This is a genomic window from Halalkalibacter suaedae, from assembly GCF_017939705.1.
Lineage (GTDB): Bacteria > Bacillota > Bacilli > Bacillales > Bacillaceae_D > Halalkalibacter > Halalkalibacter suaedae.
Window position 1 is genome coordinate 1 of record NZ_JAGKSQ010000013.1, and the last position, 12,829, is coordinate 12,829.

The window sequence follows — 12,829 nt, forward strand, 5'->3', positions numbered from 1 at the left end:
TCACACCCGTTCCCATGCCGAACACGGTCGTTAAGCTCTTCAGCGCCGATGGTAGTTGGGGGCTTCCCCCTGTGAGAGTAGGACGTTGCCGGGCAATTAAGCACAATCCATTTGGATTGTGCTTTTTAATTTTTATAAAGATATCCCTATGTTTCTCTTCGTCAGTCACCTTGAAAAATCTCCTGTTTTGTATCTAATAGAAAGAGAAGTAATGAGCCAGCTAACAAACTAGATACCCTAAAGCATTCCAATAAGGAATGCTTTTTTTATGCATAAAATGAGGAAGTGTGTAGAAGTGTCTTTGAGTAAAGGAACAGAGGTCTTTTCGCATAATCAGGTAGAAGAAAGACTCGCAAGTGTTAATACGAAAAATTACTAATATCCGTTTAAAATGACAATTTTCTATTCTCTTAATTTCAAAAAATGTGTTTAGTGATTCGATTACGAGGTTATAGAAAAGGAAGATAGTAAAGTGGAATAGTATAAAAAAATCAAAGGAGGACAAGAAAATGATGATATTCGATAAAGATCTCCGACGATTAAAAGACCAAAGTAGCAAGGACGGATATTTGACCATTTACTTAAGCACAGATCAAACAAGTAATGATCAACAAAAAGGTGAATGGAAAATCAGATTAAAAAACGGCTTAAAAAAGCTAGAGGAATATAATAAATCCATAGGTGAAAAAGACCTAGCTGTATTTAATAAGATGCAAAATAAAGCAATTAAAGAAATCCATAAGCTACAAACTGAATTACCCAAAGGGATCATATTCATAGTTGCTGCAAATGGCAAGTTTCTTCTAAAGAAATTACAGATCCCGGTAAATAACGAATTTTACTGGGAGAAGGAACCAATACTTACTCAGCTTGAAAAAATTAGAGCAGATTATCCACTAGAAGGAATACTATTTATTCAAAAAGAGGGCGTCTTTGCAATTGAAACAAGTATAGGTGAAGTTAAGCACGAGATGGTCTATGAGCTTGATATTGAAAACGATGATTGGAGAAAACAAGAAGGCGTCGCAGCGACTGAACGAATAGCAAGTGGTACAAATCACCGTGATAAGTATGAACACCGTTTTGAGGCAAACCAACATAGATGGTTCAAATCGTTGGCAAATACATTACAAAAGGAAGCAAGAAGCAAAGGTTGGAATACTATTTATCTACTGGGAGAAGAAGAACTAACGTCAGCATTTGAGGATTATCTTCAATTTTCATCAATTAAGAAAATGAATAAAAATTATAAGAAATTCTCTTCAAAAGAAATTGTTGGACAAGTGTTGGCTTCCTAACAGTAGACTACTTATAGTAAATTCACCTAAAGTAGCCTCGCAGTACTATATGCGGGGCTCTCCTTTGACTAATTCTAAAAGGCTATATTTTTAATGTGAATTTCGCTAAGATACGGTTATCAACCTAATAAGCATGGTTATACTAATGATGAGCATACATATTGCACTTTTTAGACAAAGTGAATATAATGTCTATAAAGTCAAAGATAGTCAAAGTCAAAAGGAAGGGGGGGAACCTTTGAGAAATATATCAGACATCATCGAAGAATATTTAAAAGCAACAATTCAGAGAACTGGTGGTGATCCACTTGAAATTAAAAGAGGAGATATCGCTAAGAAGTTTCAGTGCGTACCCTCCCAGATTAATTACGTCATTCAAACTAGATTTACATTAGAAAAGGGATATCAAGTTGAGAGTAAAAGAGGCGGGGGTGGCTATATTCGAATCATAAAAGTTAGCCCACACGATGAACTTGCCTTACTTGATCACATGATTAGTATGATAGGAAATCATATTGATCAACATACCGCAGAAAATATGATCATAAGATTGTATGAAGAACAAGCAGTAACAAAACGTGAGACGAATTTAATGATTAGTGTTGTCAGTAGGGATAATTACCAGCTTCAGATGTCTCAACGTGATGAAGTAAGGGCCAAGATCCTTAAGGCAATGTTAGAGACACTCAAATACAGAGAAACTAATTAGTTCGGGAGGTGATCCTGTGATTTGTCAGGAATGCAACCAAAGACAAGCGACTTTGCATTTCGCTAAGATTATCAATGGTGAAAAGACAGAGTTTCATATTTGTGAACAATGTGCTAAGGAGAAAGGTGAATATTCAGCAGGAACGAATAGCTTCTCAATTCATCAATTATTATCAGGATTGTTACATTTTGACCAGCCACTTAAATCTAGTGAAGAAAATTCAGGAGTTAATTCTGAGTTAACTTGTACTAAATGTGGGATGACATATAGTCAATTTACTAAAGTAGGTAGATTTGGTTGTGCTCATTGTTATAAGGACTTTTCTTCGAAGCTTGATCCGATCTTGAAACGTGTTCATAGTGGAAATCAGACTCATGCAGGAAAACTACCGAAACGAATTGGTGGTGGCATTCAGCTCCAACGTGAAATAAATGCTCTTAAGCAAAAGCTTAAAGAGTATATTGAACAAGAGGAATTTGAGAAAGCTGCCGAGCTACGTGATTCAATCCGTTCGCTAGAATTAAAGAAACAAGAGAAAAGGGAGGGATAGTTAGTGTCGCTCCAACAATTTATTTCAGAAGCACTTAGCCCTTGGATGAAAAAAGATGGACCAGATTCGGATATTGTACTAAGTAGCCGAATAAGATTAGCAAGGAACTTGGAGGAATATAAATTTCCTTTACTTGCATCAATGGAAGAATCATATGCCGTTATTAAGCATGTTGGAGATGCCCTAACGCAGGAGGAATTCGATTTAATTGGATCATTAGAGGTTTTTCAAATTGATGAAATGAAAACAAATGAAAAACGTGTTCTTGTTGAGAAGCATCTTATTAGCCCTCATCTAGCAGATCATTCAAAGCATGGTGCTGTCCTACTAGACCATGATGAATCTGTTAGCATTATGGTGAATGAGGAAGACCATTTAAGAATACAATGTTTACTTCCAGGCTTTCAACTAGAGAAGGGTTTAAACAAGGCCAATGAAATTGATGACTGGGTTGAAAAACATCTAACATATGCATTCGATGAAAAAAGAGGTTATTTAACGAGTTGTCCAACAAATGTTGGGACAGGTTTGAGAGCATCTGTAATGATGCATCTTCCCGCGTTAGCAATGACCCATCAGCTTAATCGGATTTTGCCGGCAATTAATCAATTAGGATTAGTTGTTAGAGGAATTTACGGGGAAGGTAGCGAAGCTTTAGGTAACCTATTTCAAATTTCTAACCAGCTTACTCTCGGAAAGTCAGAGCAAGATATTGTTGAGGATCTTCAAGGCGTTGTACTGCAACTGATTCAACAAGAACGCTCAGCAAGAGAGTTACTTCTCGATGAGTCGAGACTACAGCTTGAAGACCGTGTTCATCGTTCATTTGGGATTTTAGCCCATAGTAGAATGATTGAATCAAAAGAGGCTACACAACGTCTCTCAAATGTTAGACTTGGAATTGATTTAGGTTTAATTAAAGGCTTGTCCGGAAATATCCTCAACGAGTTAATGATTTTGACACAACCAGGATTTCTTCAGCAGTATGCTGGGGAAGTACTAACTCCTGATCAACGTGACGAAAGAAGAGCAACGTTAATTAGAGAGCGCCTAAGATTAGAAGAAGGTATGGATGAATAACTACGGAGGTGAGCGTCAATGATGTTTGGACGATTTACAGAACGAGCACAGAAGGTATTAGCATTAGCTCAAGAAGAAGCAGTTAGATTAGGGCATAATAATATAGGGACAGAACATATTTTACTTGGACTTATTAGTGAAGGTGAAGGAATCGCAGCCAAGGCCTTACAAGCATTAGGTTTAGGTTCAGATAAAATCCAAAATGAAGTAGAATCTTTAATTGGTAAAGGCCAAGAAGGGTCAAAAACAATCCATTATACACCTCGAGCTAAAAAGGTGATTGAGCTTTCAATGGATGAGGCTCGTAAACTAGGTCACTCCTACGTAGGTACAGAACATATTCTACTTGGTTTGATTCGTGAGGGTGAAGGTGTAGCTGCACGAGTTCTAAATAATTTAGGTGTCAGCTTAAATAAAGCAAGACAACAGGTGCTTCAGTTACTTGGAAGTAATGAGGTTAATAGTTCTTCCTCACAAAGTGGCGGTGCTACACATGCCAATACACCAACACTTGATAGCTTGGCTCGTGATCTGACAGCTGTAGCTAAAGAGGAATCACTTGACCCTGTTATTGGACGAAGTAAGGAAATTGAACGAGTCATTCAAGTACTTAGCCGTCGTACAAAAAACAATCCAGTATTAATTGGTGAGCCTGGGGTTGGTAAAACAGCGATTGCAGAAGGATTAGCACAAGCAATTATTGCAAATGAAGTTCCAGAAACACTTCGCAACAAGCGAGTGATGACACTTGATATGGGTACGGTTGTTGCAGGTACTAAGTACCGTGGTGAGTTTGAGGATCGTCTTAAAAAGGTTATGGACGAAATTCGCCAAGCACAAAACGTCATTCTTTTCATTGACGAGTTGCACACATTAATTGGTGCTGGTGGTGCAGAAGGTGCGATTGATGCGTCAAATATTCTTAAGCCATCGTTAGCTCGTGGTGAACTTCAGTGTATCGGTGCCACAACCCTTGATGAGTATCGTAAGTATATTGAAAAGGATGCTGCTCTAGAGCGTCGTTTCCAACCAATTCAAGTAAATGAACCAACATTAGATGAATCAATTCAGATTCTAAAAGGTCTTCGTGACCGTTATGAAGCACATCATCGTGTAACAATTACTGATGATGCAATTGATCAAGCGGTTAAGCTTTCCGATCGTTATATTTCTGACCGATTCTTACCAGATAAGGCAATTGATTTAATTGATGAGGCAGGATCTAAAGTACGTTTGCGTTCATATACAGCTCCACCAAATTTAAAAGAACTTGAACAACGACTAGATGAAACACGTAAAGAAAAAGACGCAGCTGTTCAAAGTCAAGAATTTGAGAAAGCGGCCTCTCTTCGTGATTCGGAGCAACGTCTTCGTGAGGAACTGGAAGAGATGAAGAATGAATGGAAGAAGAAACAGGGGCAAGAAGCAACTGAAGTAACTGTCGAAGATATTGCTCAGGTTGTAGCGAGCTGGACAGGAATTCCTGTTTCTAAAGTAGCAGAAGAAGAAACAGATCGTTTATTAAAAATGGAAGAAATTCTACATGAGCGTATTGTCGGCCAAGAGGAAGCGGTCAAATCAATTTCCAAAGCAGTAAGAAGAGCACGTGCAGGATTAAAAGATCCGAAAAGACCAATTGGTTCATTTATCTTCTTAGGTCCAACAGGTGTTGGTAAGACTGAGCTTGCACGAGCGGTTGCTGAAACGTTATTTGGAGATGAAGATTCTGTAATCCGTATCGATATGTCTGAGTACATGGAGAAGCATACAACAAGCCGTCTTGTTGGTTCACCCCCAGGATACGTTGGTCATGACGATGGTGGGCAATTAACAGAGAAAGTACGTCGTAAGCCATATTCAGTTATTTTGCTAGATGAAATTGAAAAAGCACATCCAGAAGTGTTTAATATTTTATTACAAGTGCTTGAGGATGGTCGATTAACAGATTCTAAAGGTCGAACAGTTGATTTCCGAAATACGGCAATTATCATGACGTCTAATGTTGGTGCTAGCACACTTAGCCGCAATAAATTCCTAGGTTTCACAACAGATAGTGAAAACCAAGAATACAAGGACATGAAGAGTAAAGTGATGGATGATTTAAAACGAAGCTTCCGTCCAGAGTTCTTAAACCGTATTGATGAGTTAATTGTATTCCATTCGCTTGAGAAGAAGCATGTTCGTGAGATTATTACACTTATGGCAGATCAACTGAAGAAGAGACTAATGGAGCAAGGTATTGAGTTTGAGTTGACAGAGGCTGCAAAGGATAAGATTACGGATTTAGGCTATGATCCAGAGTACAGGGCAAGACCTCTCCGTCGTGCACTTCAGAAGCAAGTTGAGGATCGTCTCTCAGAAGAACTATTAAAAGGTACGATTGTGAAAGGACAGAAGGCACTCATCGATGTTAAGGATGATGAGCTGTTTGTTGAAACACGAGAGAATCTACAAGTATAGAAATAGCAGAAACAAAGGATTTAAGCGTGAGAAAAGCCAGGGGATAGTCATATTCTCCTGGCTTTTCACCATAGAATACGAGTAAGTCGCTTTTTATCATCTATATTTGCTACAATTAAACGAGGATGGTTAAGGGAGTGACTAAAGGAATGGCAACAAAGAAGAAAACAAAGTTTGTTTGTCAGGAATGTGGATATGAGTCAGCAAAATGGATGGGGAAATGCCCTGGCTGTCAAGGCTGGAATACAATGGTCGAAGAATTTGAAGCGAGTGCCAAGCAATCAAGCCGTAGCTATGTGACCTCTAGTTCTACAGCGGGCTCTAAGCCGCAATCAATCGTATCAGTTGTAAGTGATACTGAAGCGAGAATAAGCACAACGATGCTCGAATTAGATCGTGTATTAGGTGGAGGAATCGTCCCTGGCTCACTTGTTTTAGTCGGTGGAGATCCGGGTATTGGAAAATCTACACTTCTATTACAGCTTTCATCGAAATTGGCTGAAACAAAGCAACGAGTATTATATATATCTGGTGAAGAATCAGTTAAACAAACCAAGCTACGCTCAGATCGACTAGGAGTGACCTCAGCCGATCTTTATGTATTAGCTGAAACGGATATCTCATTCATTGAGAGAGCGATTGATGAAGTGAAACCGACGCTTGTTGTGATAGATTCGATTCAAACGGTTTATCAAGAAGAAATTACCTCTGCACCTGGAAGTGTTGCCCAAGTAAGAGAATGTACTGCTGCATTCATGCGAATTGCTAAGACAAGAGGTATTGCTATCTTCATTGTTGGTCATGTAACAAAGCAAGGATCGATAGCGGGTCCTAAGCTTCTAGAACATATGGTTGATTCTGTTTTGTACTTTGAAGGTGAACGCCATCATACATATCGAATATTAAGAGCGGTGAAAAATCGATTCGGCTCAACAAATGAGATGGGTATATTCGAAATGAAAGAAGTGGGTCTTGAAGAGGTGCTTAATCCTTCCGAGATCTTCTTGGAGGACCGGTCTGAAGGAGCTGCAGGTTCAATTGTTGTTGCGTCAATGGAGGGTACTCGACCTGTTCTAGTAGAGCTACAAGCATTGATATCCCCTACAAGTTTTGGGAATCCTAGAAGAATGGCAACGGGGATTGATCATAACCGAGTTTCATTATTAATGGCTGTACTAGAGAAAAGAGTTGGTTTACTGTTACAGAATCAAGATGCGTATTTAAATGTTGCTGGTGGGATACGGTTAGATGAACCAGCCATAGATTTAGCTATTGCCTTAAGCATTGCATCTAGCTTTAGAAATCAAATAACGAGTCCAACAGATGTAGCGATAGGCGAAATTGGATTAACTGGAGAAATAAGACGAGTCTCAAGGATTGAACAAAGAGTCAATGAGGCTGCAAAGCTCGGTTTCAAACGAGCAATCATTCCGGAAAAGAATCTCGGCGGTTGGACTTATCCAAAAGGAATAAAGGTAATTGGCGTTTCAACATTGGAACAGGCATTAGAAGTCGGGATAGGAGGATAAAGATGGCAGAAGAACAGTGTAATGCTTTTGTTCAGAACCTATTAAAACTTGTCGCACCAGGGTCTCCCCTCCGTGCTGGTATCGACAATGTTCTTCGAGCAAAAACAGGTGGCTTAATTGTAATTGGTTATAACAATGGGATGATTCCTATTGTTGACGGAGGATTCTTTATAAATTGTGATTATTCTCCTGCATACCTATATGAACTAGCTAAGATGGATGGGGCAATTATTTTAAGTGAAGACGGGAAAAAGATATTATATGCCAATACACAATTGGTACCGAATAACGGAATCTCCTCAAATGAAACAGGGATCCGCCACCGTACTGCTGAGCGGGTAGCTAAACAAACAGGCAATCTAGTCATTTCTATTTCCCAGAGAAGAAATGTTATCACTTTATATCAAGGGGATTATCGATACTCATTAAGAGATATCGGTGTTATCTTAACAAAGGCTAATCAAGCCATTCAAACCCTAGAGAAATATAAGGTTGTCCTTGACCAAGGAATTACTAATTTAGGTGCATTAGAATTTGAACAGCTGGTTACCTTTTACGAAGTAACACAGGTGATTCATCGAGTCCAGATGGTTTTACGGATTAAGCGAGAAATCCTTAACTATGTTAATGAGCTTGGTGATGAAGGTCGATTGATATCAATGCAATTAAATGAACTTGTGGCAAATACGGAGAAGGAAGCTATGCTGCTATTAAAGGATTATGTTAAAGATACAAAACAGAATGTGGAAGAGATGTTGCAGGGGCTTTCGAAATTTGATGGCGATGAACTTTTTGATGAACAAGAGATTGTTAAGGTACTCGGCTTTGGGAAGGTTGTCAATATCCAAGAACAATCAGTTACACCAAGAGGCTACCGAATATTAAATCGAATTCCACGACTTCCTGCACCGATAATTAAGAACCTGATTGAAAAGTATGGAAATTTAACGAACATTATGTTCGCAAGTATTGAAGAATTAGATGAAGTGGAAGGAATTGGAGAATCTAGAGCGAAGATGATAAAGGAAGGATTAAATCGCATCCAAGAACAATTGTTCGTGGATCGCCATATTTAACAGGGATTAGTGTTAAGTAGGTTTTGGAATATGGAATAATTCTGAGAATTTATGTGAAATACAGTTTGATAGGTTTCAAAAGGAGAAACTTGTCTATAATAATAAGAGGAGGTGAATATGGATGCTAAAGCGTATGGTACAGCTTTTTTTCGTCCTTGTTGGAGGAACACTAGGTTTTATCTTTATACCAGAACTTATCCATATCTTAAATGTTGGTGAAGTACCTGGATGGCTTACAACTTCATATGCAGGTGCATTGGTTGGTGCAATTTTATTTTTTATCGCTACATTCTGGTTAGCTGACTATATCGTGAATTTTATGAAGCTAATGGAAGAAAAAATTGTTAAAGCTCCCCTTACTGATGTGTTATCTGGAACGATGGGTTTAATTATAGGACTTTTTGTCGCTTACCTCATCACAATTCCATTAAACTCAATCAGTATCGCGGTGGTTAGTACAGTTCTCCCGATTTTCGTCACTATTTTTCTAGGTTATTTTGGTTTTCAGATTGGATTCAAAAAACGAGATGAACTTATTAATTTATTTACCCTGACTCGAAACATTGGTAAGAAAAAGGAAGAAGAAGATCCGACAAAAGGCAAGCAACTTAAGATTTTGGACACTAGTGTGATTATTGATGGCCGGATTGCAGATATTTGCAAAACTGGATTTTTAGAAGGAACTCTTGTTATCCCTGAATTTGTGTTAGAGGAATTACAGCATATTGCCGATTCTTCAGATGTTCTTAAACGAAACCGCGGACGTCGTGGACTTGATATTCTTAATAAGATTCAAAAAGAACTACCGATAAATGTAGAAATTTATGAAGGAGATTTTGATGAAATCTCTGAAGTAGATAGTAAGCTGGTTAAGTTAGCGAAGTTATCTTCAGGAATGGTTGTCACAAATGATTTTAATCTTAACAAGGTGTGTGAGCTACAAGGGGTATCAGTATTAAATATTAATGACTTAGCAAATGCCGTCAAGCCTGTCGTTCTGCCAGGAGAAGAGCTTAAGGTTCAAGTCATCAAAGACGGTAAGGAGCAGCATCAAGGTGTTGCTTATCTAGATGATGGAACAATGATTGTTGTTGAAGGTGGACGTGAATACATTAGTAAACATATTGATGTTGTCGTCACAAGTGTTTTACAAACGAGTGCAGGCCGAATGATTTTTGCTAAGCCGAAACTATTAGAAAAGGCTCAATAGTTAGAAGGATAAGCGTTCTATCTCTTAGGGAGAATAGGCGCTTCTCTTTTTCTTGTACAAGCTTACAATAAGTTATGCTATTGTTAGAAAGAGCATGCTAAATTAATTATTAATTTTTTCATGTGATTGGAGAGAGATGCGTGGATTATAGTGTAGTTATTGTTGCAGCTGGACAAGGAAAAAGAATGAAGGCAGGAAAGAATAAATTACTGCTACCACTCAGGCAGGAACCTGTTATTATTCATACAGTCCGAGTTTTTGAAAGAGACCCATCCTGTCGTCAAATCGTCCTTGTGACAAATCAAGAAGAGATCGAATTGATGAAGGAATTGATAAAACAGCACCAAATAACAAAGGTGATAGCTTTTGTCATTGGCGGTAATGAAAGACAACATAGTGTGAAGAATGGGATTGAGGCAATCAGTGGAGAGGGAATTGTTCTTATTCATGATGGTGCCCGTCCTTTTATACATCCGAAAACAATACATATATTGGTTAAGAAGGCATCGGAACAAGGTGCTGCAACAGTTGGAGTACCAGTAAAAGATACCATTAAACGAGTTACTGCAGGGCAGGTAAAACACACACTAAATCGAAGTGAACTCTGGGCTGTTCAAACACCGCAAGCATTTTCGCTGCCTTTACTAAAAATGGCACACGACAAGGCAGAGGATGTCCAGTTTTTAGGAACTGATGATGCAAGTCTTATTGAATGGATCGGCCATGATGTAGTTATCGTTGAGGGAGATTATCATAATATAAAACTAACGACACCAGAGGATTTAGTTTTTGCTGAAGCTATCATGCAGGAGAGGGAGAAATGAAGATATGAGAATTGGACAAGGATTTGATGTTCACCAATTAGTCGAGGGAAGACCACTAATTCTTGGTGGACTTGAAATTCCATATGAAAAAGGGTTGCTTGGCCACTCAGATGCTGATGTTTTACTACATACGATTGCAGATGCTGCACTTGGGGCAATAGGTGAAGGTGACATCGGCCGTCACTTTCCAGATACGGCTGCAGAATTTAAGGATGCTGACTCTGCTAAGCTCCTTAGTCATGTTTGGCAACTCGTTAAGGAACGCGGCCTTAAGTTAGGAAATCTAGACTGTACGATTATTGCACAGAAGCCTAAAATGGCTCCATATATTGAACCAATGAAGGCAAGAATTGCTGAATTGCTTGAAGCAGAGATCGATCAAGTGAATGTAAAAGCGACAACGACTGAACAGCTAGGATTTACAGGACGTGGAGAAGGTATTGCAGCTCAGGCAGTTATTTTGCTAGTTAAATAACAACGAAAACTTGACTGTCAATGGTTAAATGGTGCTAAAATAGAAAAAGTGAAAAAGAGGAAGGGTGTTTAGAATGGGAAGTGACGTTCGAGTTAGATTTGCTCCAAGTCCAACAGGACATTTACATATCGGCGGAGCACGATCCGCATTATTTAATTATTTATTTGCAAAAAGCCAAGGTGGAAAGTTCATCTTAAGAATTGAGGATACAGATCAAGCTCGTAATGTAGAGCAGGCAAAAGAAAAATTACTTGATAGCTTGAAATGGCTTGGCATGGAATGGGATGAAAGCATTGATGTCGGTGGGGAGTATGGTCCTTACAGCTGTATGGAAAGAACCGAAATCTATCAAACGTACATTGATCAGCTTTTAGAAGAAGGAAAAGCTTACTACTGTTATATGACGGAGGAAGAGCTTGAGGCAGAACGCGAAGCCCAGAAGGCTAAAGGCGAAATGCCAAGATACAGTGGCCGTGACCGCGATCTTACAGATGAGCAACGCAAAGCCTATGAAGAAAAAGGATTAAAACCTGTTGTACGTTTTCGAGTACCAGAGGACAAATCCTTGGTTATCGATGATGCGGTAAGAGGTGAAGTAACATTTGAATCGAACGGAATTGGCGATTTTGTTATAGCACGTAAAGACGGAATCCCAATGTATAACTTCGCGGTAACGATTGACGATCATTTAATGAAGATTTCTCATGTTATTCGTGGAGAGGAACATCTATCAAACACACCACGCCAGGTTTTATTATATGAAGCTTTTGGTTGGGATGTTCCACGCTTTGCTCACGCTTCGCTAATCTTGAATCCAGATCGTCAAAAAATGAGTAAGCGTGATGAGTCGATTATCCAATTTGTAGAGCAATATAAGGAGCTAGGTTATTTACCAGAAGCACTTGTAAACTTCCTAGCATTACTTGGCTGGTCCCCAGTTGGAGAGGAAGAAATTTTTTCAATTGAGCAACTTGGACAACAATTTGGACTTGAGCGTGTGTCAAAGGCACCGGCCGTTTTTGATACAGATAAGCTTGCTTGGATGAACAATCAGTATATTAAGCAAGCTGATCTTGATACGGTTGTTAACTTAGCTCTTCCACATCTTATCGCGGCAGGACGTTTACCGGAGAGTCTAAGTGATGAGCAGAATGATTGGGCTAGACGCTTAATTGGTTTATATCAAGAACAGCTGCAATACGGTGCAGAGATTGTTGAGTTAACAGAACTTTTCTTTAAAACAGAAATTGAGTATAATGAAGAAGCACAAACCGTTCTAGATGAAGAGCAAGTACCAGAAGTCTTGGCACAGTTTGTTAAGGAGCTGGAGCAGTTAGAAAGCTTCGAAGCGGCTTCAATTAAATCTGCTATAAAATCAACACAAAAAGCAACTGGGCAAAAAGGGAAAAAGTTATTCATGCCTATCCGTGTTGCAACAACAGGCCAAACGCACGGACCGGAACTTCCAGATTCAATTGAAGTACTTGGTAAAGAAGTTGTCATTGCACGTTTAAATAAACTATTGGCTTAATTCATAAAAAAATAGAGATAAGAAGTGTTGATAGGGAAAAGTAAGAGAGATGAAGCTTAACAGAGAGAACTACCAGTTGGCTGAAAG

Annotated in this window: 11 protein-coding genes, 1 rRNA gene and 1 other annotated feature (1 of these 13 cut by a window edge); all 12 genes read left to right on the plus strand. The window is 38.9% G+C overall.

Annotation, left to right across the window (positions count from 1 at the left end; genetic code table 11):
* A 5S ribosomal RNA gene (gene rrf / locus J7W16_RS19910) occupies window positions 1–94 on the plus strand; the annotation flags it as partial.
* A gap of 415 nt (window positions 95–509) precedes the next feature.
* Window positions 510–1,298, plus strand: a complete 789-nt coding sequence (locus tag J7W16_RS19915) for a VLRF1 family aeRF1-type release factor (protein WP_246880121.1) — start codon at window positions 510–512, stop codon at window positions 1,296–1,298.
* Window positions 1,299–1,536: 238 nt separating this feature from the next.
* Window positions 1,537–2,007 carry a CtsR family transcriptional regulator gene (locus J7W16_RS19920; protein WP_210599233.1) on the plus strand — a complete coding sequence of 157 codons (471 nt, stop codon included), beginning with the start codon at window positions 1,537–1,539 and terminating at the stop codon, window positions 2,005–2,007.
* A 16-nt stretch (window positions 2,008–2,023) separates the two neighbouring features.
* A complete protein-coding gene (locus tag J7W16_RS19925) occupies window positions 2,024–2,557 on the plus strand; it encodes a protein-arginine kinase activator protein McsA (RefSeq protein ID WP_210599234.1) in 534 nt (177 codons plus the stop codon).
* Window positions 2,558–2,560: 3 nt separating this feature from the next.
* Window positions 2,561–3,637, plus strand: coding sequence for a protein-arginine kinase McsB (locus J7W16_RS19930; RefSeq protein ID WP_210599235.1), 1,077 nt, complete (start codon window positions 2,561–2,563; stop codon window positions 3,635–3,637).
* An 18-nt stretch (window positions 3,638–3,655) separates the two neighbouring features.
* The gene (gene clpC, locus J7W16_RS19935; protein WP_210599236.1) at window positions 3,656–6,097 is read left to right on the plus strand and encodes an ATP-dependent protease ATP-binding subunit ClpC; all 2,442 of its coding nucleotides are present in this window, start codon (window positions 3,656–3,658) and stop codon (window positions 6,095–6,097) included.
* A gap of 149 nt (window positions 6,098–6,246) precedes the next feature.
* Window positions 6,247–7,626: a DNA repair protein RadA gene (gene radA / locus J7W16_RS19940; protein WP_210599303.1), complete on the plus strand. Its 1,380-nt coding sequence runs from the start codon at window positions 6,247–6,249 to the stop codon at window positions 7,624–7,626.
* 2 nt (window positions 7,627–7,628) lie between these two features.
* The gene (disA, locus tag J7W16_RS19945; RefSeq protein WP_210599237.1) at window positions 7,629–8,702 is read left to right on the plus strand and encodes a DNA integrity scanning diadenylate cyclase DisA; all 1,074 of its coding nucleotides are present in this window, start codon (window positions 7,629–7,631) and stop codon (window positions 8,700–8,702) included.
* A 121-nt stretch (window positions 8,703–8,823) separates the two neighbouring features.
* On the plus strand, window positions 8,824–9,912 hold the full coding sequence (locus tag J7W16_RS19950) for a PIN/TRAM domain-containing protein (protein ID WP_210599238.1): 1,089 nt from the start codon (window positions 8,824–8,826) through the stop codon (window positions 9,910–9,912).
* A 140-nt stretch (window positions 9,913–10,052) separates the two neighbouring features.
* Window positions 10,053–10,736, plus strand: a complete 684-nt coding sequence (ispD, locus tag J7W16_RS19955) for a 2-C-methyl-D-erythritol 4-phosphate cytidylyltransferase (RefSeq protein ID WP_210599239.1) — start codon at window positions 10,053–10,055, stop codon at window positions 10,734–10,736.
* A gap of 4 nt (window positions 10,737–10,740) precedes the next feature.
* Complete coding sequence (ispF, locus tag J7W16_RS19960) at window positions 10,741–11,211, plus strand: 2-C-methyl-D-erythritol 2,4-cyclodiphosphate synthase (protein WP_210599240.1); 471 nt, start codon at window positions 10,741–10,743, stop codon at window positions 11,209–11,211.
* Between the two features lie 73 nt (window positions 11,212–11,284).
* Window positions 11,285–12,742 (plus strand): glutamate--tRNA ligase, encoded by a 1,458-nt coding sequence (gene gltX / locus J7W16_RS19965; protein ID WP_210599241.1) that lies wholly within the window; start codon window positions 11,285–11,287, stop codon window positions 12,740–12,742.
* An 18-nt stretch (window positions 12,743–12,760) separates the two neighbouring features.
* Window positions 12,761–12,829 (plus strand) — a binding site (T-box leader) (it continues 151 nt past the right edge of the window).